A 26,491-nucleotide genomic window follows, 5' to 3' on the forward strand; every position below is an offset into this window, starting at 1 on the left:
GGGCACTGGCACCAGCACGGCTGGCGCAGGCGGCGCGAGCGGCGCGACCGGTGCAGGCGGTGCGGGTGGTGCAGGCGGTGGTGGCGGTGCGGCTACCAGCACCTCCGGCGGAACCCGCACGGCCGGCGCAGGCACCGGCGGTGCAGGCGGCTCGAGCACGAACGGCAGCGCCACCAATGGCAGTGCTTCCAACGGCAGCAATACCGCCGGCAATGGCGGCAACGGCGGCAACGGCGGCAATGGCACCGGCGGTACCGGCGGCGCGGGCAGCGGCGGCACCAACACGGCCTCCGGCGGCACCGGTGGCGTGGGACAGGGCGGCTCGGGCGGCGCAGGCGGGACGATCGGCGTCAATGCCGGCACGTTCAACATGTCCAACGCCATGGCGAGCGTCGGCCAGTCGGCCGCGGGCGTGATGCTGGCGAACCAGAACAGCGGCTTTGCCTCGCTGGTTCAGCAGAGCGTGAACGTCCAGGCCAACCTGACGGTCGGCGGGCCATGAGGGCGTAGCGGTGCATGCCGCACTCCGCTCCATCGGGCGGGTGCGGCTTGCATCCGCCACGACATCGGACAGCGCCAACGTGGAGGAACAACGGTGATGACAGTCCGCAAATCCCTGGCGTGCGCTTGCCTCGCTGCCGGCACGGCGGCTTTTTCGCCCGTGCTGGCCGAGACGGCAAGTCCCGGCGCCGACCTGCCCACGGCGGACGCCGCGGGCAGCGCCCTCTTCGCCCATCCGGTCGGTGCGGATAGGCTCTCCACCGTGCGGGGCGGCGCACAGGTGCACAACAGCATGACGCTGGACGGCACCACCGCCGACAACTCGGCCCGCAACGTCACCACGGGTGAAAACACCATCGGCACCGGCTCGTTCGCCAACATGAGCGGCCTGCCGATCGTGATCCAGAACTCGGGGGCCAACGTGCTGATCCAGAACGCGGTGATCCTCAACGTGCAGATGGATTGAGCATGCGCGGCTCGTTCTGTCTCGCACTGCTTGCGGCGGCGGCCACTTCGGTGGCTGCCCAGCAGGCCTACATGCCCAGCATGGGCGGTGGCGACTACACCCTGCCGCTGACCAGCCTGAAGCAGTCGCGCACGCGCACCACGCTGATCCAGAAGTACGACTTCAGCTGCGGCTCCGCGGCCATCGCCACGCTGCTGACGCACCACTACAACTACCCTGTGACCGAAGAGACGGTGTTCCAGGGCATGTACGAACACGGCGACCAGGCCAAGATCCACCGGGAGGGCTTTTCGCTGCTGGACATGAAGCGCTTCCTGGCAGCGCACGGCTTCGAGGCCGACGGCTTCCAGCTGCCGCTGGACAAGCTCAACGAAGCGCGGGTGCCGGCCATCGTGCTCATCAACGAAAGCGGCTACCACCACTTCGTCGTCGTCAAAGGCGTGCAGGACGAACGCGTGCTGCTGGGCGACCCGGCGCGCGGCACGCGCACCATGTCGAGAAAGGACTTCGAGGCGAAATGGCAGGACAGCCTGCTGTTCGTCATCCACAACCAGATGGACCGCGCCAAATTCAATGTCGCGGCCGAATGGCGCGTGACGCCGCGCGCCCCCTTGGGCAGCGGCATCGGGCGCGCGAGCATGATGGACTACACCTTGCCCAAGATGGGGCCGGGAGACTTCTGATGGCACGGCGCGCAGCGGCTGCTTCGAGGACGGCTGGCTGGCTGGCCGCCTGCCTGCTGACTTTTGGGGCAACGGCGCACGCTGACCCGTTGAAGCGCACCGAGGAAACCTGGATGGCCGTGAGCGACCAGACGCTCGATTCGCAGCGCGGCGGCTTCGACCTCGGCGCAGGCCTGCTGGTGAGTTTCGGCATCACGCGCGCGGTCTTCATCAACGGCGAGCTGGCCACGCAGACCACGCTCAATTTCGGCCAGCTCGACAAGATCACGGCCGGCCAGGCGGCGGAACTCGGCCGCCAGCTCAGCGCGCTGAACCTGGTGCAGAACGGCCCCGGCAACACCGTGGAAGCGCCCATCGGCGGCATGGGCGGCACCGTCATCCAGAACACGCTGAACGATCAGCGAATTGCCAACCACACCGTGATCAATGTGCAGACCAATGGCATGAGCCTGCTCAAGGAGCTCAATACCGCCGCCACGCTGAACGAAGGCATTGCGCGCGCCGTCGGCGGGCGCTGAACACAGGCCGGTTGCTAGGCCGGTTGCAGCGCCGCGCACAGCGCCCGCAGATCACGCACCGTCAGGTGCGGCTGCATCTCGTGCTCCCACGGCCGCTGGTCGCGCACCAGCCAGGCGGCCTGCATGCCGGCGTTGATGGCCCCCAGCACATCGAGCGATGCATCGTCGCCCACGTGCAGCACCTGCTGCGGTGCCAGCCCGATGTGGGCCGCTGCCGCGTGGAAGATCGGCGCCTGCGGCTTGCCGCTGCCGAAGGCACGGGCGCTGAAGGCGCCGCGAAACCACTGCCCTACGCCGGTGAGGTGCACGTCGGCATTGCCGTTGGAGATGGCCACCAGCGGATAGCGCTCGCTGAGCCATTGCAGCGCCGGCAGCGCATCCTCATACAGCGTCACGCGCTGGCGCTCCGCAAAGAAGGCATCGAAGGCCGGATCGGCCAGCGCCGGGTCTTCGCCGGCCCGGCGCAGCGCAGCGCGGATGGACTCGCGGCGCAGCGCGCTCAGGTCGTGGGCCAGGTCGGAGCGCTCGCGCTCGGTGGCTTCGCGCAGCTCGCGCAGCACGCCGGGCGTGACGAGCAGATCGGCGGTGCGCGGCGCCTCGCGCAGCAGCCAGCTGTGCAGCACTTCCTCGGCGCGTTCGATGGTGGGCCAGATGGGCCACAGGGTGTCGTCCAGGTCCAGCGAGATCCCGCGGATGCGCGAGACGTCCAGCTGCCCCGGCAAGGTCGGTGCTTGCTGCAAGGTCATGCGGGAGAATATCGCATGCGTTTTCGCCCCGAACCACTGGCTCCGCCCGCACCCAACACCCGCACCGCCCCCTCCACCGCCATCCTCTGGTGCAACCTGGGCTCGCCCGACGCACCGACCGCCGGCGCCGTTCGCCGCTACCTCGCCGAGTTCCTGGCCGACCCGCGCGTGGTCGAGATTCCCAGGCTGCTGTGGTGGCCCATCCTGCACGGCTTCATCCTGCGCACCCGGCCTGCCAAGTCGGCCGCGAAGTACGCCAGCATCTGGACCGAGGAAGGCTCGCCGCTGAAGGTGTGGACAGCGCGCCAGGCGGCGCTGCTGCGCAACCGCCTGGCCGAGCACGGCCACACGGTGCGCGTGCTGGACGCCATGCGCTACGGCCAGCCGTCCATCGGCGCACAGCTGGACGCGCTCAAGGCCGAAGGCATCGAACGGGTGCTGGTGCTGCCCGCCTACCCGCAATACTCGGGCACCACCACGGCCAGCGTCATCGATGCGGTCAACGCCTGGAGCCGCGACGTGCGGCGCCTGCCCGAACTGCGCTTCGTCAACGGCTACCACGCCGAGCCCGCCTACATCGAAGCCCTGGCGCGCAGCGTGCAGCGCCACTGGCAGCAGCACGGCAAGGGCGAGATGCTGCTGATGAGCTTTCATGGCGTGCCCGAACGCACCTCCTTGCTGGGCGACCCCTATGCCGCCCAGTGCCAGGAGACCGCGCGCCTGCTGGCCGAGAGCCTTCGCCTGCCGGCATCTGAGTACCGCGTGAGCTTCCAGTCGCGCTTCGGCAAGGCCAAGTGGCTGGAGCCTTCCACCGACGCCACCCTGCGCGGCTTCGGCGCCCAGGGCCTGGCGCGGGTGGATGTGATGTGCCCCGGCTTCACCAGCGACTGCCTCGAGACGCTGGAGGAAATCGCCATGGAAGGCCGCGATGCCTTCCTGCAGTCGGGCGGCCAGGCGTTCCATTACATCCCGTGCCTGAACGCGGACGCCGAGTGGATCGACGCCCTGGCGCACATCGCGCATGCCAACCTCGCGGGCTGGCCGACCATCGCTTCGAGCTAGACCGCAAGAGCGGCCCTAGAATCCGGGCCAGCCAATGCTGCCGCCCTGGCGCCGCAGCACCAGCCAACTCCCTTCAACAATGTCTTCACGACCAAGGTTGGCTGTGCGCTCGTCCTTTGCCTTCACGTTTCCCTCTCCCCGAACCGCCGGTTTCGCGCTGGCCCCGATTTCCATCGCCCTTTCGCTCGCCCTCGTCCCCGAGGCTCGCGCGCAGGAGGCCTCCAGCGGATCGCTGGACACCATCGAAGTGAATGCCGACCGGCTGGGCAGCTTCGGCTCCACCACCGTGCAGGTCGGCACCTTCAGGGACCAGAACCCGCTGGACGTGCCCCTGACCAACAACGTGATCACGCGCGAAGTGCTCGATGCGCAAGGCCAGCGCACGATCTACGGCGCGCTTCGCAACACCGCCGGCGTGACCCGCTCGCAGCTCAGCGGCTCGACCTACGACAACATCGCGATCCGCGGCATCCTGGTGGAAAACCGCGGCAACTACCGCCTCAACGGTTCGCTGCCGATCATCAACCTGGTCGACATCCCGCTGGAGAACAAGGAACGGGTCGAAGTGCTCAAGGGTGCCTCGTCGCTCTACTACGGCTTCGTGCCGCCGTCGGGCATCGTCAACCTGGTCACCGAGCGGGCCGGCGCGCAGCCGGTGACCAGCATCGCCACCTCGGTCAACCAGCACGGCGCGGTGGACATCGGCGCCGACATCGGCCGGCGCTTCGGCCCCGACGGTGCCGGCGGCATCCGCATCAACGCGGTGGCCGGCAAGGAGGACATCGGCATCGACAACTATGCCGGCAACCGCAACCTGCTTTCGGCGGCGCTGGACTACAAGGTCTCGCAGCGGGTCAACCTGCGGCTGGACGCGGAGTACTACAAGAAGAACGTGTCGGAGCAGGCCGCCATTGCGGTGCCTGCGGCCGTCAACGGCGTCATCACCCTGCCGGGCGTGCCCGACAACAGGCAGAACCTGGCCGGCGAGTGGCAGCGCTACGACGCCGACGCCACCAACCTGCTGGCCCGCGCGGACGTCGCCATCAGCGACAACTGGCTGGCCCTGTTCGAAGTGGGCAAGGCCAGCAACGACCGCGACCGCCGCTTCTCCCAGTTCGAGAACTACAACCTGCTGACCGGCGCGGGGCGCCTGCGCATCAGCCAGCAGGACGGACAGACCTTCGAGAACACCAACGTGCGCACCGAGCTGAGCGGGCGCGCCATGACCGGCTCCGTCGCGCACGAGCTGACCTTTGGCTACACGCGCAACGAACGCGAGCAGAACGCACGCAACGGCACGGCCCTGTTCTTCGCGCAGAACTTCTACACCCCGGTGCAGATTCCCTTCACGCCGGCCACCGGCCCGATGAGCGACAACAAGTCGCAGATCGTCGACAAGGGCCTGTATGCCTTCGACCGCATCCTGCTGTCCGAGCAGTGGCAGGTGATGGGCGGCGTTCGCCGCAGCGACTACCAGAGCACATCTGCCACGACCAACTACACGGCCGACGAGACCAGCCCCAGCGTCTCGCTGCTGTTCAAGCCCACGCCCGCCACCTCCGTGTACGCCAGCTACATCGAAGGCGTCGAGGAAACCGGCCAGGCCCCGGCCAACCGGGCCAACGCCGGCGAAATGCTCGCGCCGGCGGTCAACAAGCAGATCGAGCTGGGCGTGAAGGCCGAGGTGGCGCAGGGCCTGCTCGTGCAGGCGGCGTACTTCGACGTGAAGCGCCCGTCCACCACAGTGGATTCGCTCAACCGCTTCGTGCTGGCCGGCGAGTCGCGCTACAAGGGCTTCGAATTCGCAGGCAGCGGCGAGATCAACAAGCAGTGGTCGGTGGTCGGCTCGATGCTGGTGATGGACCCGCGCATCACCAGCACCACGGTGGCCGCGGAACTCGACAAGGTGCCGGAGAACGCTGCGAAGTTCACGGCCAGCATCTTCGCCGAGTACCGCCTGGCCTCGGTGCCGGGGCTGGCCTTCAACGCCGGCTACTACTACATCGGCAAGCGCGCGGTGAACAACGCCAACCAGGCCTGGATTCCGGGCGTTGGCCTGTTCTCGCTCGGCACGCGCTACCGCACCCGCATGTTCGGCACGACGGCGACGATCCAGGCCAACCTCGACAACGCCGCCGACAAGGACTACTGGAGCACGGCCGGCAACGGCCTGCTGGGCGTCGGTGCGCCGCGCACGCTGCGCGTGGCAGCCAAGTTCGACCTCTGACGCGGAGCCAGGGCCTACGCCATCCGGCCCAGGTAATCGCGCTTGCCGATGGGCACGCCCTGGTTGCGCAGCACGTCGTAGGCGGTGGTGACGTGGAAGAAGAAGTTCGGCAGGCCGAACTGCAGCAGGTATTGCTGCCCCGCGAACTTCACCACGTTGCCGCCCAGCTTCATTTCCACCTCCCGCCCGGCGGCGGTGTCGAACAGCGTGCGGTCCACGCCGTCGACAAAGGCACGCGTCTTGCCGCTGCGGGAAATCAACTGCTCCATGGTGCTTTCCTCGTCGGGAAAGCTGGGCGCCTCCACCCCGGTGATCCGGGCGATGGTGGCCTTGGCCGTGTCGCTGGCGCGCTGCACCTGGCCGGCCAGTGTCAGCATGTCGGGCGCCAGGCGGGCCTGCACATACCGGTCGGGATCGGCGTTGTTTTCCCGGGCATGGGCGATGCCCTTGGCCAGGATGTGCTCCAGCTGGCCCAGGCCGCGCAGGATCACCGGAACCGAAATCTCATACATCGAAAGCGCCATCACGTCTCCTAGTGAAAGGCGCGCATTGTCACGCCGCCGCGGATTTCTCGCTGGCTTCCATGAAGGCGGTGACGGCGTCCAGCTGGTCGGGCACGTTCAGCGCCGGGGCATGGCCGCATCCGGGCACCTCGATCACCTGCAGCAGGCCGCTGCTGCCCGGCCCGCGGCGGCGCATTTCATCCAGCGTCTCGGGCAGCACCAGGTCGGACTCGGCGCCGCGCAGGCACAGCACTGGCACGTCGATCGCGTCGTAGTGCGGCCAGATCAGGTAGTCGTCCGGATGGCTGGTGAACTGCCGCGCCATGGCCGGGTCGTAGTGCGGCGTCACGCGCCCGTCGGGCAGGCGCCGGGTCGAGGTCTCGGCCAGGCGGCGCCACTGCGCGTCGCTGAGCCAGCCGTAGGGTGCATACACCTGGCGAAAGAAGGCTTCCAGTTCGGTCACCGTGTCGAAGGCCGGCGGCTGGCCCGCGTAGTTGCGGATGCGCTCGATGGCGGCAGCCGCCAGCTGCGGCGCGTTGTCGTTGAGCGTGAGGCTGGCGATGCGGCCCTTCATGCCCGGCTCGAACAGGCCCGACGCGCAGACGGTGCCGATGGCGCCGCCCATCGAGGTGCCGACCCAGTGCACGCGCGCCAGCCCCAGCTGGTCGCACAGGTCGGCGGCCACGCGCGCATAGAAGGACAGGCGGTAGTGCGCGTCGGGCTCGCGGCTCCACTGGCTCAGGCCGCGGCCGATGGTGTCGGGGCAGATCACGCGCCAGCCGCGCCCGGCCAGGTGCGCCGCCAGCTCGTCCATGTCCCGCCCGGTGCGGGCCAGGCCGTGCCAGGCGATGGCCGTGCGGCCGTGCTGCGCGCCCCACTCCACATAGTGGATCTCATGCCCGGCGCAGCGGATGTAGTGCGATACAGGTGACATGGGCGGCTTTCGATCAATCAATCAGTTATCCACGGCGCTGCGCGCCACCCGCATCGCATGAAACCGACGCACCCCGATGCCAGGGCACCCGCGGAACCGGCTTTGCCGGCCCGCCGGGTGCGCCCCTTGAGGGGGAGTCGAGCGACACGAAGTGGGCGAGGGACGGAGTGGTTTCATTTCAGGCGTGCGCGCAGCTTGCCCACCACGCCGGTGGGGAAGAAGTAGACGGACAGCACGAACAGCACGCCCAGCCACAGCAGCCAGCGGTCGGGCGACAGCAGGGCCGCCAGCCAAGGCAAGGCGCTGGCCTGCTCGCCGGCCAGGCGCAGCAGGTCCTGCAGGTAGCTCTGCGCGATGACGAAGATGGCGGCGCCGATCACCGCGCCGTAGATGGTGCCCATGCCGCCGATGACCACGATCAGCAGCACGTCCACCATGATCTCGAACGAGAGCGAGGTGTCCGGCCCGTTGTAGCGCAGCCAGATGGCCAGCATGGCGCCCGCGGCGCAGGCGAACATGGCCGACAGCATGGACGACACGGTGCGGTACACCACCACCCGGTAGCCGATGGCCTCGGCGCGGAACTCGTTCTCGCGGATGGCCTGCAGCACGCGGCCGAAGGGCGAGTTGACGATGCGCAGCATGGCCAGCACCAGCACCACCGCGGCCACGAACAGCAGGTAGTAGCACAGCAGCCGCCCGTCGAGCGAGGCGCCGAGGAAGGGCTCCTCGGAGAACTCGAAGCTCGGAGAGATCAGCTCCGGAAGCTTGAAGGTCAGCCCGTCCTCCCCGCCGGTGAAGCCGGACAGCTGCGAGGCCAGCGTCTGGAAGGCCGACGCCACCGCCAGCGTGATCATCGCGAAGAAGATCGCCCGCACCCGCAGCGAGAAAAGGCCGATGGCCAGCGACAACAGCAGCGACAGCAGCAGCGAGGCGCCCAGGCCCACCGCGATGGCGCCCCAGGTCGGGCCGATGTTCGAGGCCGAGATGGCGATGCCGTAGGCGCCGATGCCGAAGAACATGGTGTGCGCGAAGCTCACGATGCCGGTGTAGCCCAGCAGCAGGTCGAAGCTGGCCACCAGCACGATGAACACCAGGATCTTGGCCGCCACGCTCAGCGCCTTCACGCCCGGAAAGAGGAAGGGCGCAAAAGCCAGCGCCAGCACGATGACGGCCAGGATCAGCGCCAGGAAGCGGCTGCCCGGCAGGTCGTTGGAGAGGATTCGTTTCATGAACATGTGCGCGCTCCTCTCGCTCAGCGGTTGGCCACCGGGTACACGCCCTGCGGGCGCCACAGCAGCACCGCCACCATCAGCGCGATGGTCGCGAAGGGCGCGGCCGTCGGCACCAGGAAGCCGACGTAGTTGTTCATCAGCCCCACCAGCAGCGCGCCGATGAGCGCGCCGGTGGTCGAGCCCAGGCCGCCGATGATGATCACGATGAAGATCAGCACGTTGACCTGCGCACCCATCTGCGGAATGAGGTTCTGCTGGAACAGGCCCCACATGGTGCCGCCCAGGCCCGCCAGCGCGCTGCCGGCCACGAAGATGCCGATGAACAGCAGGCCGATGCGGTAGCCCAGCGCCTCCACCATCTCGCGGTCCTGCACGCCGGCGCGGATCAGGAGGCCGATCTTGGTGCGGCCCAGCGTCCAGGCCAGCAGGCCGAACACCGCCAGGCCCACCACCACCGCCAGCAGGCGGTACTTGCTGATGGCCGCATCGGCAATGATGAGCGAACCGCGCAGCGCCTCGGGCAGCGGCAGCGGCAGCTGGCCGGGCCCCCAGATCACCTTGATGAGCTCCTCGCCGATGATCATGCCGCCCATGGTGATCAGGATCTGCTTGAGGTGCTGGCCGTACACCGGCCGCACGATGAAGCGCTCGAAGGCCAGGCCCACCGCGCCCGCCACCAGCATGGCGACCAGCATGGCCGGGAACACCGCCACCAGGTTGCGCCACAGCTGCTGCGAGCCCGTCCAGTCGCCCATCAGGCCCAGAACGGTGCTGGCGACGAAGGCGCCCAGCGCGATGAACACGCCGTGGCCGAAGTTCAGCACGTCCATGAGGCCGAACACCAGCGTCAGGCCCGAGGCGATGACGAAGATGATCATCCCCATGGCCAGACCCGCCACCGTGAGCGTGAGCCAGGTCGAGAACGAGCCGGTGAGCGGCAGCGCCGCCAGCGCCAGCACCGGTGCGAGAAGCAGGGGCTTCCAGTCCATTTCAATTTTCATAGTGCAAGCCCCAACAGGCGCTGCTGCAATTGCTCGTCCTGCGAGAACGCGGCCATGCTTCCGGCGTGCGCCACCTGGCCGTTGTCCATCACCGCCACGGTGTCGCCCAGGCGCTGCGCGAAGCTGAGGTTCTGCTCGACCAGCAGGATGGTCACGCCGCTGGCCTTGAGTTCGGCGAAGGCGTCGATCATGTTGTTGATGATGGCGGGCGCCAGGCCCTTGCTGGGCTCGTCGATGATGAGCAGCTCGCGCGGCTCCACGATGGCGCGCGACACGGCCAGCATCTGCTTCTGCCCGCCCGAGAGCTTGCCGGCCGGGTGGTTCCAGAACTTCTCCACCGCCGGAAAGAGCTTGAAGATCCAGGCCAGGCGCATGTCATCCATGTCGCCGGCGCGGCGCGCACCGCGCGCGGCCAGCAGCATGTTCTCCTTGACCGTGAGGTCGGAGAAGATGCCCATGTTCTCCGGCACATAGGCAATGCCGAGGTCGGCGATCTGCGGCGTGGAAAGCGCCGTGATGTCGGCGCCGCCGAAGCTCACCTTGCCTTGCGACGCATGCCACAGCCCCATGATCGTGCGCAGCGTCGTGGTCTTGCCGGCGCCGTTGCGGCCCAGCAGCATGGTCAGCTGCCCCTTGGGCACGGCAAGGTCGACGCCGTGCAGGATGTGATAGGCGCCGATGTGGGTGTGCACGCCGCGCAGTTCCAGCAAGTTCATGGCTGCTCCTCCTTCCCCCGCTGGGGGAAGGTTGGGATGGGGGCTTGCGCCGCTTGCAGCGATGCGGTGATGCATGAAGTGGCGCGTGCCCCCACCCCCGCCCTCCCCCAAAGGGGGAGGGAGTGAATACCGAAGCGCCTCATGCGGCCTCCTTCGCAACGCCCAGGTAGGCCTCTTGCACCACCGGCGAGGCAATCACTTCCGCAGGCTCGCCATCGGCCACCAGCGTGCCGTTGTGCAGCACGATGATGCGGTCGGCCAGCTCGCGCACCACGTCCATCTTGTGTTCCACCAGCAGGATGGTCTTGGTCCTGTCCTTCTTCAGTTCGCGGATCAGGTCGAGGATGACCGGCGCCTCGGCCGCGTTCATGCCGGCGGTGGGCTCGTCGAACATGAAGACCTTGGGTTCCAGCGCGATCAGCAGCGCCACTTCCAGCTTGCGCTGGTCGCCGTGCGGCAGGCTGGCCACCGTGTCGTGCTCGCGCGCCTTCAGCTTGACCTGGGCGAGGATCTCGTCGGCCCGCGCGCTCAGCGCCTTGTGGTCGCTCCAGATGCTCCACAGGTTCAGGCCGCGCCGGTGCGCGCCTTCGCGCGTGGCCTGCACGGCCAGCCGCACGTTCTCCAGCACCGTGAGGTTGGGAAACAGGTTGGTGAGTTGGAAGGCCCGCCCCAGCCCGGCGTGAGTTCGCGCCGAAGGCGGCAGCCCCGTCAGCAGGCGGCCGTCGAGCGACACCGTGCCGTTCGTGGCCTTGAGCTGCCCGGAGATCAGGTTGAAGTAGGTGGTCTTCCCTGCCCCGTTGGGGCCCACGATGGCCGTGAGCGTTCCTGGCGCGAAGGCGCAGGAAACGGCATTCACCGCCACATGGCCGCCGAAGCGGATGGTCAGGTCTTTGGTTTCTAGCATGGGGGGTTCACTCCCTCTCCCCGCTGGGGAGAGGGTTGGGGTGAGGGGCAAGCAGCGATGGCGAAGGCGCGCGGAACAATCGTCACGCTGGCCCTCACCCTGCCCTCTCCCAGAGGGAGAGGGGAAGAAAGATCAGCGCTTATTTTTGATCGGGATGTTCATCTCTTCGGGCTTGATCTCGTGCACCAGCTCCGGCACGCCCCACGCGAAGGCCGGGTCGGCCTTGATCTTGAAGTGGTACATGCTCTGCATGGCCTGGTGGTCTTCCTTGCGGAAGGTCATCTTGCCCTTGGGGGTGTCGAAGCTCATGCCTTCCATGGCGTTGATGAGCTTGTTGGTGTTGGTGTCGCCGCCCGTTTTCTTCAGCGCGGTCACCAGCGCCATCGCGGCGCTGAAGCCGCCGGCGGTGAAGAAGTCCGGCGGGCTCTTGAACTGCTTGTAGTGCATCGACACCAAAGCCTCGTTCACCGGATTCTTCGGAATGCCGAAGTAGTAGTACGTGGCGCCCTCCATGCCCGGGAACTGCTTGTAGCTGGCCATGGCCGGCAGGATGTTGCCGCCGGTGGCGATCTCGATGTTGTAGCGCTTGAGGTCCAGGTCGGCGATCTTGAACGGGTTGCCCGCGCCGGCCCACACGATCCAGATGATCTTGCGCCCAGGCTGGTCCTTGAGCTTGTCGATCAGGCGTTGCGCGCCGGCGGTGAAATCGGTGGTGGTGGGCGGCAGGTACTCCTCATGCACCAGCTTCGCATTCTTGAGCGCGCTCTTGAAGGCGGCCACGCCGTCCTTGCCGAAGGCCCAGTCCTGCGCCAGCGTGGCGATGGAGACGCCCGGCTTGTCGATGGCCACGGCATTGCTGATCGCGTCCTGGCTCGAATTGCGGCCGGTGCGGAAGATGTACCTGTTCCACTTGTCGCCGGTGATCGAGTCGGCCACTGCGGGCTCGACGATCAGGATCTTCTTGTATTCCTCGGCCACCGGCAGCATGGCCAGCGCCACGCCCGAGCCGGTGGTGCCGATGGCGAGGTCGGCCTTGTCGTCCGAATACGCCGCAGCCAGCAGCGACTTGCCCAGGTCGGGCTTGCCCTGGTCGTCCTTCTCGATGATCTCGATCTTCTTGCCGTTGACCATCATCGTGCCGCCGGTGGCGTAGTCCAGGCCCATCATCAGGCCGACCTGCGTCTGCTTGGCATAGGCCTCCAGCGCCCCGGTCTTGCCGTAGATGTGCGCGACCTTGATCACGTTGGACTGGGCCCAGGCGGGCATGCTGAAGGCAGCGGCCAGCGCGACAGCGGATGTGGCGGCGGCCACCAGGTTGCGACGGTTCATCTTGGAATGTCTCCTTGTTCGGTGATGGCTGAATATTGCACAGTTCGTGCCAGGCGTAACACCACGTATTTGCGGGGCTCTTTCGAGCGATTTCACTCGAAAGATGCAAACTTCAAACAGTTTGAATGACTGACTTTTAGTCATTCGTCTGCTTTTCACACAGGGTTTTCCAGACGTGCGTAGAGCGTGGCCCGCGAAATGCCCAGCAGGCGCGACGTGGCCAGCTTGTTGCCGCCGGTGGCGGCCATCGCCGCGGCAATGGCGCGCTGCTCCAGCTCCGCCACCTGCTGGTCCAGCGGACGCAGCAAGGCGGCGTTGCGTGCGGCATCGTCCATGTCGCCCGCAGTGTCGGGAGTCGGCGCGGCGGCCTGCACATGCTCCACGCCGGACTCGCGCATGATGCGCTCCAGCTGTACGGCGTCGATGCGCTGCGACTCGCTGCGCATGGTCACCTGCTCGAGCACGTTGCGCAGCTCGCGGATGTTGCCGCGCCAATGCTGCCCGGCCAGCAGCGCCAGCGCGTCGGCGGTGAGTTCGGGCGGCGCCTCGCCGCTGCGCAGCGCCATGTCCTCGCCCAGCACCTCGACCAGCGCGGGAATGTCGGCCCGCCGCTCGCGCAGCGGCGGCACGCGCAGCGGCAGCACGTTCAGGCGGTAGTACAGGTCTTCGCGAAAGCGGCCTTCCCGCACCAGCGCCGGCAGGTCGCGCGAAGTAGCCGCAATCACGCGCGCATCGAAGGGCACCAGCTTGTTGGAGCCCAGCGGCTCGATCTCGCCCTCCTGCAGCGCGCGCAGCAGCTTGGCCTGCAGCGCCTGCGGCATGTCGCCGATCTCGTCCAGGAACAGCGTGCCGCCGTCGGCCAGCTTGAACTTGCCCTGGCGGCCCTTGCGATCGGCGCCCGTGTAGGCGCCGGGCGCCACGCCGAAGAACTCTGCTTCCAGCAAGGTGTCGGGCACGGCCGCGATGTTGAGGCTGACGAAGGGGCCGTTGGCGCGCGCCGAGGCCGTGTGAATGGCATGCGCGAGCAGCTCCTTGCCGGTGCCCGTCTCGCCCAGCAGCAGCACCGGGCTGGACGACTGCGCCGCCCGCCGCGCATGCCGCTTCACGTCCACCGCGGCCGGGCTGCTGCCGACAAAACTCGCGAAGGTGTACTTGGCGCGGCGCTGGCCGTCGGGCGTTTGCCGCAGCAGCGGGTTCGCACGCTGCGCGGCCAGCTCGCGCCGCGCGTCGTCCAGGTCGCGCTGCAGCATCGCGAACTTGCTGATGAGCGGCTGCAGCGTGGTCTCCGGATGATCGAACAGCACGATGCCGATGGCACCGATGACCTCGCCCGGCCCCTCTTCGCCTTCCTTTTCTTCATGCAGCGGAATGCGGCTGACCACGAACGTGCCGGCCTTGTTGGTCAAGAGGTCGATCAGGATCGGCTTGCCGGTTTCCAGCACCTGCCGCATCTGCGTGTTGGGAATCACCTCTTCGACCATGCGGCCCATGAACTGGTCGATGGAGCCGATGCCGAGTGCCGGCAGAAAGCGCCTGTAGCCCTCGTTCACCCACACGATGCGTCCCGTGCGATCGACCAGGAACATGCCCTGGCTGATGCTGGAGAACAGGTGGAACATCGAGCGCGATGCGAGCGCGTGAATGGCGTCGGCATCGAGGGGGAGCGAAGGTGGCCTTGGCATTCGCCCGATTTTGTCCGAAGCCCGACCTGGAACTGTTCGAACGACTTGAACTATGCTCCGCGGTTTGCGCGCCAGCCGTTGCCAAGAGCCGAGCCAGGGCGTGCCGCTAACCGTGTCGGTCGTGTGCTTTTTTCACTTCGACCGAACACCCTCCGCCACGAGCGGAAGACTTGGGAACAACATGAGCAACCGACGCCCGCATGCGCTCGCCTGCCTGAGCGCCCTTTCCCTTTTTCTGACGGCCTGCGCCACGCGCCCGCCCGACAAGGTCGAAGCCCCCACGCCCGCGCAATGGCATGTTCCGCTGCCCCACAGCGGTTCGCCCACCTTGATGGCGCAATGGTGGCAGCGGCTGGACGAACCGCTGCTGGCCGAGCTGATCGAATCCGCGCAACGCGTGAGTCCCACCATCGCCAGCGCCGCGGCGCGGCTGGAGGAAGCGCGCGCCAACCGCGTGGCGGCGGGTGCGGCCCTGGCGCCCAACCTCAACGGCAACCTGCAGGCCAGCCGCGGCAACCAGCTGGCGGCCACTGCGCCCAATCAGCCGCTGATGCCCATCAACACCTTCCAGGCCGGCCTGCAGTCGAGCTGGGAAATCGATCTGTTCGGCGGCCTGCGCGCCGGCCGCGATGCCGCGCAGGCACAGCTGGACAGCGCCGATGCGCAGTGGCACGCCGCACGCATTTCGGTGGCGGCCGACACGGCCCTCAACTACTTCGACGAGCGCGCCTGCCAGCGCCAACTGGCGGTGACCGTGTCCGACCAGCAGTCGCGCGCCAACACCGCGCGCCTGACCGACCTGGCCGCCAAGGCCGGCTTCCAGGCGCCGGCGGATGCAGCGCGGGCACGCGCCAGCGCGGCCGACGCCTCCGCGCGCACCACGCAGCAGCGCTCGCAGTGCACGCTGCTGCGCAAGGCGCTGGTGGCGCTCACCGGCGTGGACGCCGCGGCGCTGGATGCCAGGCTGGATGCGGCGCCCATCGAGCCCGCGCTGCCCACGGTGAACGCGATCGAATCCGTGCCTGCCGCTGCGCTCGCGCAGCGCCCCGACGTCTACTCCGCCGAGCGCGCCGTGGCCACCGCCAGCGCGGACGTCGGCGCCGCCGAGGCGCGCCGCTACCCGCGCCTGACCCTCACCGGCTCCATCGCCAGACTTCGCTACGAGATGGGCAGCTTCGCCGAGTCCATCAACACCTGGCAGATCGGCCCGCTGGCGCTGGACATTCCCATCTACGACGGCGGCACCCGCGCCGCCAATGCGCAGGCGGCGCATGCACGCTACGACGAGGCCGCCACGCAATACCGCTCCACCGTGCGCCAGGCGGTGCGCGAAGTCGAGTCGGCACTGGTCACGCTGCAAAGCACCAACGACCGCTTCGACGACGCGACCAACGCGGTGCGCGACTTCCAGAGTTCCTTCAACGCCACCCAGGCGCGCTACGACACAGGCCTGGCCAGCCTGTTCGAGCTGGAAGACTCGCGCCGCTCGCTCTTCGTCTCGCAGCTCACCCTGGTCGGCCTGCAGCGCGAGCGCGCCGAGGCCTTCGTCACCCTGTACCGCGCCATGGGCGGCGGCTGGCAGCGGCCCGATGACGGCACCGCGCCCGCCGCCACCACCGTGTCCAGCGCCCCCACTTCAGCACCGAAATCGCCATGAACATCAAGAACATCAAACGGTCCCGTCTGCTCATCGCGCTCGCGGTGCTGGTCGTTGTCGCCATCGTCGCCTTCGTCGCGCTGCGCCCCAAGGGCGAGGAGCCCGCGAAGAAGGAAGCGGCCAAGTCCGGCATGCCGGCGCGCCCTGCCCTCACAGTGACCGTGGCCGCCCCCGAGGACACCGAGCTGGTCGTCAACCTGCCGGCCAACGGCAACATCGCCGCCTGGCAGGAAGCCAGCGTGGGCTCCGAAGCGAGCGGCCTGCGCCTGGCCGAAGTGCGCGTGAACGTCGGCGACGTGGTCAAGAAGGGCCAGGTGCTGGCGACCTTCTCCGCCGAGTCGGTGCAGGCCGACCAGGCCCAGGCCAAGGCCGCGCTGGTGGAAGCGCAGGCCACCGCCTCCGATGCCGCCGGCAACGCGGCCCGCGCGCGCACCCTGCAGGCCACCGGCGCGCTGAGCCAGCAGCAGATCAACCAGTACATCACAGCCGAGCAGACCGCCAAGGCGCGCGTCGAAGCAGCCAAGGCATCGCTGGCGGCGCAGCAGGTGCGCGTGCAGAACACCAAGGTGCTCGCACCCGACGACGGCGTGGTGTCCTCGCGCACCGCCACCGTGGGCAGCGTGGTCACCGCGGGCACCGAGCTGTTCCGCCTGATCCGCCAGGGCCGGCTGGAGTGGCGCGCCGAGGTCACGGCCTCCGAGCTGGGCCGCATCGCCGTCGGCACGCCGGCCACGGTCACCGGTGCCAGCGGCGCGCAGGTGCGCGGCAAGGTGCGCAGCATGGCACCCACGGTCGATCCGCAGACGCGCAACGCGCTGGTGTACGTGGATCTGCCCGGCGCCCTGGAAGGCGGCTCGTCCCTCAAGGCCGGCATGTTCGCCAGCGGCGATTTCGAGCTGGGCCGCAGTTCGGCCAAGACGGTGCCGCAGGCTTCCATCGTGCCGCGCGACGGCTTCAACCATGTGCTGGTGCTGCAGCCCGACCAGCGGGTGGTCGCCGTGAAGGTGGAAACCGGCCGCCGCGTGGGCGACCGCGTCGAGATCAAGGGCGAACTGCCCAAGGACGCCAAGGTGGTGGTGCAAGGCGCCGGCTTCCTCAACGACGGCGACCTGGTGCGCGTGGTGGACCCGCGCGCCGCGGGCGCCGCCAACGGCAGCGCCGCCAAGTGAACGTGAACGACAAGACCCGACAAGGAGCCGCGCCATGAACGTTTCGGCCTGGTCCATACGCAATCCCATCCCGGCGGTGATGATCTTCGTCCTGCTCACCGTGGCGGGCCTGTTCTCCTTCAGCGCGATGAAGGTGCAGAACTTTCCGGACATCGATCTGCCCACCATCACCGTCAGCGCCTCGCTGCCGGGCGCCTCGCCCTCGCAGCTGGAGAACGACGTGGCGCGCAAGATCGAGAACTCGGTGGCCACCATCCAGGGACTCAAGCACATCACCACCAAGGTGCAGGACGGCGCCGCCACGCTGATCGTGGAGTTCCGCCTGGAAAAGCCGCTGCAGGAGGCGCTTGACGAAACCCGCTCGGCCGTGCAGCGCGTGCGCGCCGACCTGCCGGCCGACCTGCGCGACCCCGTGGTCAACAAGCTCGACCTGGCGGCGCAGCCGGTGCTGGCCTACACCATCGCCTCGCCGCGCATGGACGACGAGGCGCTGTCCTGGTTCGTCGACAACGACATCCAGCGCATGCTCCTCGCCCTGCCCGGCGTGGGCGCGGTCAACCGCGTGGGCGGCGTCACGCGGCAGGTGCACATCGACCTGGACCCGCGCCGCCTGCAGGCGCTGGGCGCCACGGCGGCCGAGATCTCGCAGCAGCTGCGCCAGATCCAGGTGGAAAGCGCGGGCGGGCGCACCGACCTGGGCGGCAGCGAACAGCCCGTGCGCACGCTGGCCACGGTGGAATCGGCCGACCAGCTGGCCGACATCCAGATTCCGCTGCGCGACGGCCGCCGCATCCGCCTGGACCAGGTGGCGCGCATTTCCGACACCATCGCGCAGCCGCGCTCGGCCGCGCTGCTGGACGGCAAGCCCGTGGTCGGCTTCGAGGTAGCCCGTGCCCGCGGCGCCAGCGAGGTGGAGGTGGGCGCGGCGGTGCGCGCGCGCCTGGCGCAGCTCACCGCCGAGCGCCCCGACATCAAGCTCAACGAAGCCTTCAACTTCGTCGACCCCGCGCAGGAGGAATACGAAGGCTCCCTGCACCTGCTGTACGAAGGCGCCGCACTGGCGGTGCTGGTGGTGTGGCTGTTCCTGCGCGACTGGCGCGCCACCTTCGTCTCGGCTGTGGCGCTGCCCATGTCGGCCATTCCGGCCTTCATCGGCATGCATTACCTGGGCTTTTCCATCAACGTGGTGACGCTGCTGGCGTTGTCGCTGGTGATCGGCATCCTGGTGGACGACGCCATCGTGGAGGTGGAGAACATCGTGCGCCACCTGCGCATGGGCAAGACGCCCTACCAGGCGGCCATGGAGGCGGCCGACGAGATCGGGCTGGCGGTGATCGCCACCACCTTCACCCTCATTGCCGTGTTCCTGCCCACCGCCTTCATGAGCGGCGTGGCCGGCAAGTTCTTCAAGCAGTTCGGCTGGACGGCCTCGCTGGCGGTGTTCGCCTCGCTGGTGGTGGCGCGGATGCTCACGCCGATGATGGCCGCCTACCTGCTCAAGCCCATCGTCACGGCCGAGCACGAGCCGGGGTGGCTGCGGCGCTACATGTGGCTGGTGCAGTGGTGCATGCGGCACCGCTTCAAGACCATGGTGCTGGCCACCATCTTCTTCATCGCCTCGGTGATGATGATTCCGCTGCTGCCCACGGGCTTCGTGCCGCCGGACGACAACTCGCAGACGCAGGTGTATGTCTCGCTCGCGCCCGGCGCCACGCTGGAGCAGACACGCACGGCCGCCGAAGAAGCGCGCCGGCGCGTGATGGGCGTTGCGCACGTCAAGAGCGTCTACACCACCATCGGCGGCGGCAGCGCCGGGGGCGACCCCTTCGCCAATTTCGGCACGCCCGAAACGCGCAAGGCCACGCTCACCATTCAGCTCGACCCGCGCGGCGACCGGCCGGTGAAGCAGACCATCGAGAAGAACATCCGCAGCGCACTGTCCGACATGCCCGGCGTGCGCACCACCGTCGGCCTGGGCGGCTCGGGCGAGAAGTACATCCTGGTGCTCACCGGGGAGGACCCGCACTCGCTGAGCACTGCGGCACGCGCGGTCGAGAAAGACCTGCGCACCATTCCCGGCCTGGGCAACATCACGTCCACCGCCAGCCTGATCCGGCCCGAGATCGCGGTGCGGCCCGACTTCGCCCGCGCCGCCGACCTGGGCGTGACCAGCAGCGCCATTGCCGAAACGCTGCGCGTGGCCACGCTGGGCGACTACGACCAGAACCTGCCCAAGCTCAACCTGGCGCAGCGGCAGGTGCCCATCGTCGTCAAGCTGGAAGACTCGGCGCGCCAGGATCTGTCGCTGCTCGCGCGGCTGACGGTGCCCGGCGCCCGCGGCCCGGTCATGCTCGAGCAGGTTGCGTCGCTCGACACCTCCGGCGGCCCGGCGGTCATCGACCGCTACGACCGCTCGCGCAATGTCAACTTCGAGATCGAGCTGTCGGGCGTGGGCCTGGGCGACGCGACCGAGGCCGTGGCCAACCTGCCCTCCATCAAGAACCTGCCGCCGGGCGTGCGGCAGGCCGCGGTGGGCGACGCCGAGATGATGGGCGAGCTGTTCGCCAGCTTCGGCCTGGCCATGCTGACCGGCGTGCTGTGCATCTACATCGTACTGGTGCTGCTGTTCAAGGACTTCCTGCACCCGGTCACCATCCTGTGCGCGCTGCCGCTGGCGCTGGGCGGTGCCTTCGTGGGCCTGCTGGTGGCGCACAAGGCCTTCTCGATGCCGTCGCTCATCGGACTGATCATGCTGATGGGCATTGCCACGAAGAACTCGATCCTGCTGGTGGAGTACGCCATCGTCGCGCGCCGCGACCACGGCATGAGCCGATGGAACGCGCTGCGCGATGCCTGCCACAAGCGCGCCCGCCCCATCATCATGACCACGCTGGCCATGGGCGCCGGCATGCTGCCCATTGCCCTGGGCCTGGGCGCGGCCGACTCCAGCTTCCGCTCGCCGATGGCCGTGGCGGTGATCGGTGGCTTGATCACCTCGACGGTGCTGAGCCTCCTGGTGGTGCCGGCCGTGTTCACCTACATCGACGACATCGAGCACTGGCTGCGGCGCACCGCTCGGCGCCTGCGCGGGCAGCGCGAGGAGCCCCGGCCGAGCGAAGAGGAACTGCACCTGCCTTCGGTGGGCTGATTCCCCACTGCATCCCTGTGAAAGCCGGCCGCGCATCCGGCTACACTCCCCATCCCGCCCACGGCCCAGTGCCAGTGGGCGTTTTTTTGAACCCTAAGGAGTTTTGTTTGAACCGCGTTGAATTCGTCGAGAAGATCGTTGCCGCTCACGGCGTGTCGAAGGCCGAGGCCGGCCGCATCCTGGAAACGGTGATCGACACCATCGTCGGCGCCGTGAAGAAGGGCGACTCTGTCTCGCTGGTGGGCTTCGGCACCTTCAAGCAGGTGGCGCGCGCGGCCCGCACCGGCTTCAATCCGACTGCAGGCGAGAAGATCAAGATCGCGGCGCAGAAGGTGCCCAAGTTCGTTCCTGGCGCTGCCTTCAAGGCGGCCGTCGACCCCAAGGCCGCCAAGCGCAAGGCTGAAAAGGCCGCAGCCAAGCCGGCAAAGCCGGCCAAGAAGGCTGCCGCCAAGAGCGCCAAGAAGAAGTAAGGCGCCCTGCGCTCGCCTGCACGATGGCCCTTCGGGGCCATTGTCGTTTTCGGCAAGCGCCTGCGCGCATCCGTTGCTGACGGCCTGTAACAAGCTCGGCATTTTCCGGTCGCCCAAAGCATGCGCCGCGCGTTGAGAGATGAGGTGCTCGAGTCGAGCCTCATCATCCAAAGGACACGTTCATGCAACTTCAACGCCGAGCACGTCGGACCCGGCGAGGTCCCACGCTGCTCTCCCTTTGCGCCGCACTCGCGGCAACTGCAAGCATCGCGATGCCTCGCACCAGCGAGGCCGCCGAGATCGTGCTCTCGGGCAGCGGCACGTTCAACCCGCCCAAGGCCGAGCAACTGGCGGCCTTGCGGGCGGATCTGCCTTTCTCGAAAAGCGATCTCGCCTCGGGCAACTGGTCCTTCTCTGCACGCTACGAAGACAGCACGCCAGACGCCGAATCCGACCCGCATGCAGGACGCTATGCCGGTGCGATCCGCGGGTTCCGGCTGGTGATCGGAAGCACCACGCTCGACCTCCCCGCCGATCAGGCGGCCATCGTCATCAGCGATGGTGGAAGCGGCTTCAGCCATCGCGAATCGATCCGAGTGGAAGCCAGGGCGTCGACGCCCTCCGGGCTCTTGCGCCTGAGCTGGATCCAGGTGAATCAGCAGGCCAAGGATGCCGATCTTCGCGGCCCCGCCGGCGTGCTGCCGAGCGACGCCTTGCCGCCCGCCGCGATGGTGGCGAGCATGGCCACCGCGAGTCCTTTCGACAGGTTCCTGGAACTGCGCATCGACGCCGCGACCGGCGGCTCGCGTCCCCTGCTCTACCTCAGTTCGTCCAAGCTTTCGGTGAAAGCTGGCCCAGCCACTGCGCCCTGAGGAGCCACGCATGTCCTACTTGAACAAGATGACGCGCAGTTTTGCGCTGCGCAGCGTCGCCGCGGCGCTGGCCCTGGGCGGCCTTCTCGCTGGCTGCGGAGGGGGTGGCGGCGGCGATGTCGCTGTGGGCGTGGGCGTGGTGGTCCCCGTCGAGGAGCCTGCCATCGCCGGGCTTTCGCTGGCGCTGTCGCGCGTCGGCCCCGAAGCCGTCGAAGTGGCCTGGAGCGACGACCCCGAGGTGGCCAGCTTCCTGGTCATTCGCGACGAAGCTGCCTTGGCAACGGTCTCGACCACCACCTCCCTGGTCGACGCCTCGGTCTTCGTCGACGAAACCTACTGCTACCGCGTGGAAGGGTACGACCCGTTCGGGCACCTGGTCGCAGCCAGCAGCACGGGGTGCATCACGATCGTTCCCTGACCTCAATCCAGTGAGATGCTCGCCTTCTTCGCGAGCGCCGCGTAGCGCGCTGCCTCGCTGCGGAAGAAGCTGGCGGCTTCCTCGGGCGAGCTCGGCCTGATCACGTTGCCCTGCTTGGCCATGGCCTCGGCGACGTCGGGGCTGGCGAAGGCCTTGACGAAGGCATCGTGCACGCGCTTGACCTCGGCCGCCGGCAGCTTGGCCGGCCCCACGACGGCAAACCAGCCCTCCACGTCGTACTGGGGAAGGCCCTGCTCGGCAATGGTGGGAATGTCCGGCGCCGCGGGCGAACGCGCCGAGCCGCACAAGCCGATGGCCTTCACCGCACCACTCTTGATGTGCGCCTGGATGGCCGGCAGCGCCACCACGCCGAACTGCACCTGGCCGCTGAGCAGGTCGTTCACCATCGGGCCGGTGCCTTTGTACGGAATGTGCCTGGCCTGCACGCCGGCCTGGTCCAGGAACAGCACGCCGGCCAGGTGGATGATGGTGCCGTTGCCGGACGACGCCAGGTTGTAGTCGTCGGGCCTGGCCTTGAGCAAGGCCACCAGCTCCTTCACGTTGTTCGCGGGCAGCGACCTGGTGGCCACCAGCACCAGCGGCGTGGCACCCAACACGCTGATGGGGGTGAAGTCGTTCACCGCGTCGAAGGGCATCTTCTTGTACACCGCAGGGTTGATCACGTGGTTGTTCGAGAACAGGCCCAGCGTGCTGCCGTCGGGCGCGGCCTTGGCCACCGCTGCAGCGCCGGTGATGCCGCCGGCGCCGGGCAGGTTCTCGATGACCACCGGCTGGCCCAGCGCCTTGCCCAGGGCCGGCTGCGCCGACCGGGCGATCACATCCACGCCCGAGCCTGCGCTGATGGGAAGCACGATGCGAACCGGCTTGTCGCCCTGGGCCAGCGCCGGCAGCGCTGCGCACGCCAGCGATGCGGCGCCCAGGCCGACGAACGCACGGCGCTTGAGGGCGAATTCGGGGTGATGGTTCATGTCTCTTGTCTCCTTCTTCATGGGCTGTCTCTGAATGCCGGTATCTCGCAACGCTAGGCGGGATGCAGCTGCGGCCGCAATGCGCCCAGGACTTCTTCCGTGTGCTCGCCCACCTTGGGCAGCGGCATTCGCACGCCAGGGCGACGGCCGCCCATGAGCAGGGGCAGCAGCACCACGCGCGTGCTGGTGCCATCGTCGGTTTCCATCGGTGCCAGGCCGCCGCTTTGCGTGAGGTGCGGGTCGTCCACCAACTGCTCGGGGCGTGTGATCGGCGCGTAGGGAATGCCGGCGGCCTCGAGCTTCAGGGCCAGCTCGTCGCTTCGATGCGTTGCCAGGATGGCCCCGAGCTCAGCCAGCAGTTGCGGCCGAACGGCGACGCGGGCGGCGTTGTCGACGTACTCGGGCCGCGCCAGCAGGTCTTGCCGGTCCAGCACGCGGCACAAGGTCGCGAACTGCTTGTCGCTCACGGCCCCGATGAAGAGCTGCTCGCCCTCGGCCAGCATGAACACGTCGTACACGCTCCAGGCCGACACGCGTGCCGGCATGGGCGGCGGCGGCTCGCCGGTCATCATGTATTGCTGCATGTGCTGCGCGCTGAGGAACACGCAGTTCTCGAACAGCGCGCTCTGCACTTCCTGGCCGCGCCCGGTGCGTTCGCGCTCGCGCAGCGCCGCCAGCACGCCGATGGCGCCGAACATGCCGCCCATGATGTCGTTGACCGACGTGCCGGCTCGCAGCGGCCGGCCCACCGGCCCCGTCATGTACGACAGGCCGCCCATCATCTGCACCACTTCGTCCAGGGCTAGGCGCTTCTCGTAGGGGCCGGGCAGGAAGCCCTTGTGGCTCACATAAATCAGGTGCGCGAAGCGCCTGCAGAGCGTCTCGTAGTCCAGGCCCAGTTCGCGCATGAGGCCGGGCCGGAAGTTCTCCAGCACCACGTCGCACTGGCCCGCCAGCTCGGCCGCCGTGGCACGGCCTTCTTCACTGGTGATGTCCAGCACCACGCTCTTCTTGTTGCGGTTGAAGCTGCGGAAGAAGCCGATGCCCAGTCCGGGCAGCCTGCGCGTCTTGTCGCCGCCGGGCGGCTCGACCTTGATGACCTCCGCGCCGAGGTCGGCCAGGATCATTCCGCAGGTCGGCCCCATCACCATGTGGGTGAATTCGAGGACGCGCACGCCCGCGAGCGGCAGGTTGGATTCGTTGCTTTGCATATGAAGATCAGGGGTTCAGGCGAGGGCCGCGGCCATCGTCCTGGGCAGGCCGGCGCGCCACAGCGTGCCGTGCAGGGTCTCGCCTTGCAGCCACTGCGCGACCTTGGCGCGCAGCGCCAGCAGGCGCGGGATGTCCAGGCCGGTCTCCACGCCCATGGTGGCGAGCATGAAGGCGAGGTCTTCGGTGGAAGCATTGCCGCTCGCGCCGGGCGCGTGCGGGCAGCCGCCGATGCCGGCCAGCGTGGCGTCGAAGCGGGCCACGCCGGTTTCCAGCGCGGCGTACACATTGGCCAGTGCCAGGCCGCGCGTGTCATGGAAGTGCCCGCACCACAGACGCTCGCCGGCAATGCGGCGGGCCTTCTCGAACAGCTGGCGCACCTCGCCCGGTCCGCCGTAGCCCACGGTGTCGGCAATGCTCACCCGGTCGGCACCGGCATCGAGCAGCGCCTGCATGCAGCGCAGCACTTCGGCCGGCTCCACGCGGCCCTGCAGCGTGCAGCCGAAGGCCGTGCCGATGCCGCCTTCGATCAGCATCCGCGAGCCGGCAGCATCACGCGCGGCGCGCATCTTCGCGACCTCCGCCACCACTTCATCGGGCGTCTTGCGCAGGTTGGCCAGGCTGTGGGCATGGCTGGCCGACAGCGGCACCAGCATCAGGTCCGCACCGGATTCGATAGCGCGCTCGGCACCCCGGAGGTTGGGCACCAGCACCGAGACGAACAACCCCGGCAGGGTCTTGGCAAAGGCCACGAGTTCGGCGGTGTCGGCCAGCTGCGGCAGCAGGCGGGCCGGCACGAAGGAGCCCACCTCGATCTCGCGCTGGCCGGCTTCGTAGGCCGCGCGGATCCACTCGGTCTTGCGTTCGGTCGGCAGAAGCGTCTGGATGCTCTGCAGGCCGTCGCGCAGGCCGACTTCGCGGATCACGGCATGGGTGGGCAGTTGCGGCAGGGTCGTCATCGAATCGGGTCCGTCATGTCTCTCTCGGCCCGGACTTTAGGATGTCCTTTCCGGAATATGAAGCGATAAGATTTCGTCTCTGCATTTCCATTTCGGAATGTCTCATCGGCCATGCGCGACCTGGACCTGACCACCCTTCGCCTCTTCGTCGCCGCCTGCGAGCTGCGCAACATTGCCCGCGCCGGCGAGCAGGAGCACATCGGCGCCTCGGCCATCAGCAAGCGCTTCGCGCAGCTCGAGGCGCAGGTGCATGCGCCGCTGTTCGAGCGCCACCGGCGCGGTGTGGTGCCCACCGCCGCCGGCGAGATCCTGCTGGAACACGCCCGCGCCATGCTGGCCGGCGCCGACCGGGTGGCGCGCGACATGGCCGCCTACCGGCACGGCATCAAGGGCCAGGTGCGGGTGCTGGCCTCGCTCTCGTCCATCACCGAATCCCTGCCTGACGACATCGCCTCCTTCCTGCAGGCGCCCGAGCATGCGCAGATCCGCGTCGACATCGAGGAAATGACCAGCTCGGTGCTGGTTCGCGCCATCCGCGAAGGCCTCGCGCCGGTCGGCATTTGCTGGGACGCGGCAGACCTGGAAGGGCTGACGGCCCTGCCCTACCGCCACGACCACCTGGCCGTGGTGGCGCATCCGGACCATCCGCTGGCCAAGCGAAAGCGCTGCAGTTTCGAGGAGACGCTGGCGCACGAGCACGTCGGGCTGCCCTCCTCCACCGCCGTGCACACCATGTTCGCCCGCGCGGCCGCCATCGTCGGCCAGCCCTTGCACTACCGCGCGGTGGTCTCCACCTTCGATGCGGCGCTGCGCTGCGTGCGCGCGGGCCTGGGCATTGCCGTGGTGCCGCGCGAAATCGCCCAGCCCTTCGCACTTGGCAACGCACTGCGCGTGATCGCGCTCACGGATCCCTGGGCCCGGCGCCGCTTCGCGATCTGCTTTCGCGACGAAAACCATCTGTCGCCGGCCGCGCGGCTGCTGGTCGGGCACCTGTCGAGCGTGCGGGAAGCGGACTGAACCCGGTACTGTTACCCAGCCTGCGTGCACACCGGCCGCCTTCGCCCTAGACTCCACGCCACGTCGCGCCCACTCG

The 26,491-nt window shown here is 68.3% G+C and carries 24 protein-coding genes and 1 pseudogene; 13 read left to right on the forward strand and 12 right to left on the reverse strand.

All coding sequences use genetic code 11. The features are described 5' to 3' along the window. The 4 genes and pseudogenes from VSO01S_RS27505 to VSO01S_RS08470 form a co-directional block, all read left to right on the forward strand. Nucleotides 1-502: pseudogene (locus VSO01S_RS27505) on the forward strand (hypothetical protein); the annotation flags it as partial. A gap of 96 nt (nt 503-598) precedes the next feature. Continuing rightward, a complete protein-coding gene (locus tag VSO01S_RS08460) occupies nt 599-967 on the forward strand; it encodes a hypothetical protein (protein WP_068641370.1) in 369 nt (122 codons plus the stop codon). Nucleotides 968-969: 2 nt separating this feature from the next. Further along, the gene (locus VSO01S_RS08465; RefSeq protein ID WP_068641371.1) at nt 970-1,650 is read left to right on the forward strand and encodes a C39 family peptidase; all 681 of its coding nucleotides are present in this window, start codon (nt 970-972) and stop codon (nt 1,648-1,650) included. 89 nt (nt 1,651-1,739) lie between these two features. Next, a complete protein-coding gene (locus tag VSO01S_RS08470; RefSeq protein WP_153305179.1) occupies nt 1,740-2,168 on the forward strand; it encodes a hypothetical protein in 429 nt (142 codons plus the stop codon). Between the two features lie 14 nt (nt 2,169-2,182). Here the strand turns inward: VSO01S_RS08470 and VSO01S_RS08475 are convergent, their stop codons facing one another. Further along, nucleotides 2,183-2,914, reverse strand: coding sequence for an HAD family hydrolase (locus VSO01S_RS08475; RefSeq protein WP_068641373.1), 732 nt, complete (start codon nt 2,912-2,914; stop codon nt 2,183-2,185). A 15-nt stretch (nt 2,915-2,929) separates the two neighbouring features. Between VSO01S_RS08475 and hemH the strand changes: the two genes are divergently transcribed. Both hemH and VSO01S_RS08485 read left to right on the forward strand, forming a co-directional pair. Continuing rightward, nucleotides 2,930-3,976, forward strand: a complete 1,047-nt coding sequence (gene hemH / locus VSO01S_RS08480; RefSeq protein ID WP_068641374.1) for a ferrochelatase — start codon at nt 2,930-2,932, stop codon at nt 3,974-3,976. A gap of 79 nt (nt 3,977-4,055) precedes the next feature. Beyond that, a complete protein-coding gene (locus VSO01S_RS08485) occupies nt 4,056-6,203 on the forward strand; it encodes a TonB-dependent siderophore receptor (RefSeq protein ID WP_084241757.1) in 2,148 nt (715 codons plus the stop codon). A 14-nt stretch (nt 6,204-6,217) separates the two neighbouring features. Here the strand turns inward: VSO01S_RS08485 and VSO01S_RS08490 are convergent, their stop codons facing one another. From VSO01S_RS08490 to VSO01S_RS08525, 8 genes are all read right to left on the reverse strand, one after another. Further along, nucleotides 6,218-6,727 carry a DUF1993 domain-containing protein gene (locus VSO01S_RS08490; protein ID WP_068641376.1) on the reverse strand — a complete coding sequence of 170 codons (510 nt, stop codon included), beginning with the start codon at nt 6,725-6,727 and terminating at the stop codon, nt 6,218-6,220. Nucleotides 6,728-6,755: 28 nt separating this feature from the next. Further along, complete coding sequence (locus VSO01S_RS08495) at nt 6,756-7,640, reverse strand: alpha/beta fold hydrolase (RefSeq protein WP_068641377.1); 885 nt, start codon at nt 7,638-7,640, stop codon at nt 6,756-6,758. A gap of 173 nt (nt 7,641-7,813) precedes the next feature. Further along, entirely contained in the window at nt 7,814-8,878 is a 1,065-nt protein-coding gene (locus tag VSO01S_RS08500) for a branched-chain amino acid ABC transporter permease (protein ID WP_068641378.1), read from the reverse strand. A 17-nt stretch (nt 8,879-8,895) separates the two neighbouring features. Beyond that, on the reverse strand, nt 8,896-9,876 hold the full coding sequence (locus tag VSO01S_RS08505) for a branched-chain amino acid ABC transporter permease (RefSeq protein ID WP_068641379.1): 981 nt from the start codon (nt 9,874-9,876) through the stop codon (nt 8,896-8,898). After that, nucleotides 9,873-10,592, reverse strand: coding sequence for an ABC transporter ATP-binding protein (locus VSO01S_RS08510; RefSeq protein WP_068641380.1), 720 nt, complete (start codon nt 10,590-10,592; stop codon nt 9,873-9,875). Before VSO01S_RS08510 ends, VSO01S_RS08505 begins: the two co-directional genes overlap by 4 nt. Nucleotides 10,593-10,731: 139 nt before the next feature. After that, the gene (locus VSO01S_RS08515; protein WP_068641381.1) at nt 10,732-11,496 is read right to left on the reverse strand and encodes an ABC transporter ATP-binding protein; all 765 of its coding nucleotides are present in this window, start codon (nt 11,494-11,496) and stop codon (nt 10,732-10,734) included. 132 nt (nt 11,497-11,628) lie between these two features. Beyond that, nucleotides 11,629-12,825, reverse strand: a complete 1,197-nt coding sequence (locus VSO01S_RS08520; RefSeq protein ID WP_068641382.1) for a substrate-binding domain-containing protein — start codon at nt 12,823-12,825, stop codon at nt 11,629-11,631. 155 nt (nt 12,826-12,980) lie between these two features. Then, nucleotides 12,981-14,507, reverse strand: a complete 1,527-nt coding sequence (locus VSO01S_RS08525; protein WP_068641383.1) for a sigma-54 interaction domain-containing protein — start codon at nt 14,505-14,507, stop codon at nt 12,981-12,983. A 181-nt stretch (nt 14,508-14,688) separates the two neighbouring features. On the opposite strand from VSO01S_RS08525, the gene VSO01S_RS08530 reads away from it, so the two are divergent. The 6 genes from VSO01S_RS08530 to VSO01S_RS08555 all read left to right on the forward strand — a co-directional run bounded on the left by VSO01S_RS08530 (nt 14,689) and on the right by VSO01S_RS08555 (nt 22,241). Then, entirely contained in the window at nt 14,689-16,164 is a 1,476-nt protein-coding gene (locus VSO01S_RS08530) for an efflux transporter outer membrane subunit (protein WP_068641384.1), read from the forward strand. Beyond that, a complete protein-coding gene (locus tag VSO01S_RS08535) occupies nt 16,161-17,333 on the forward strand; it encodes an efflux RND transporter periplasmic adaptor subunit (protein WP_084241758.1) in 1,173 nt (390 codons plus the stop codon). The genes VSO01S_RS08530 and VSO01S_RS08535 overlap by 4 nt, the downstream gene beginning before the upstream one ends. 34 nt (nt 17,334-17,367) lie before the next feature. Beyond that, a complete protein-coding gene (locus VSO01S_RS08540) occupies nt 17,368-20,481 on the forward strand; it encodes an efflux RND transporter permease subunit (RefSeq protein ID WP_068641385.1) in 3,114 nt (1,037 codons plus the stop codon). A 107-nt stretch (nt 20,482-20,588) separates the two neighbouring features. Then, on the forward strand, nt 20,589-20,951 hold the full coding sequence (locus VSO01S_RS08545; RefSeq protein WP_068641386.1) for an HU family DNA-binding protein: 363 nt from the start codon (nt 20,589-20,591) through the stop codon (nt 20,949-20,951). A 182-nt stretch (nt 20,952-21,133) separates the two neighbouring features. Beyond that, the gene (locus VSO01S_RS08550) at nt 21,134-21,823 is read left to right on the forward strand and encodes a hypothetical protein (protein WP_153305180.1); all 690 of its coding nucleotides are present in this window, start codon (nt 21,134-21,136) and stop codon (nt 21,821-21,823) included. Nucleotides 21,824-21,833: 10 nt separating this feature from the next. After that, the gene (locus VSO01S_RS08555; protein WP_068641388.1) at nt 21,834-22,241 is read left to right on the forward strand and encodes a hypothetical protein; all 408 of its coding nucleotides are present in this window, start codon (nt 21,834-21,836) and stop codon (nt 22,239-22,241) included. A 2-nt stretch (nt 22,242-22,243) separates the two neighbouring features. On the opposite strand, the gene VSO01S_RS08560 is transcribed toward VSO01S_RS08555, so the two are convergent. Genes VSO01S_RS08560 through VSO01S_RS08570 form a run of 3 tightly spaced genes read right to left on the reverse strand, consistent with a single transcriptional unit; the run spans nt 22,244 to nt 25,398 of the window. Beyond that, nucleotides 22,244-23,230 carry a tripartite tricarboxylate transporter substrate binding protein gene (locus VSO01S_RS08560; RefSeq protein WP_068641389.1) on the reverse strand — a complete coding sequence of 329 codons (987 nt, stop codon included), beginning with the start codon at nt 23,228-23,230 and terminating at the stop codon, nt 22,244-22,246. 53 nt (nt 23,231-23,283) lie between these two features. Continuing rightward, nucleotides 23,284-24,441 carry a CaiB/BaiF CoA transferase family protein gene (locus VSO01S_RS08565; protein WP_068641390.1) on the reverse strand — a complete coding sequence of 386 codons (1,158 nt, stop codon included), beginning with the start codon at nt 24,439-24,441 and terminating at the stop codon, nt 23,284-23,286. 15 nt (nt 24,442-24,456) lie between these two features. Then, nucleotides 24,457-25,398, reverse strand: coding sequence for a hydroxymethylglutaryl-CoA lyase (locus VSO01S_RS08570; RefSeq protein ID WP_068641391.1), 942 nt, complete (start codon nt 25,396-25,398; stop codon nt 24,457-24,459). A gap of 111 nt (nt 25,399-25,509) precedes the next feature. Between VSO01S_RS08570 and VSO01S_RS08575 the strand changes: the two genes are divergently transcribed. Next, on the forward strand, nt 25,510-26,415 hold the full coding sequence (locus VSO01S_RS08575) for a LysR family transcriptional regulator (protein WP_068641392.1): 906 nt from the start codon (nt 25,510-25,512) through the stop codon (nt 26,413-26,415). The last annotated feature ends 76 nt before the right edge of the window (nt 26,416-26,491 follow it).

This window comes from Variovorax soli NBRC 106424 (assembly GCF_001591385.1).
GTDB lineage: Bacteria > Pseudomonadota > Gammaproteobacteria > Burkholderiales > Burkholderiaceae_C > Variovorax > Variovorax soli.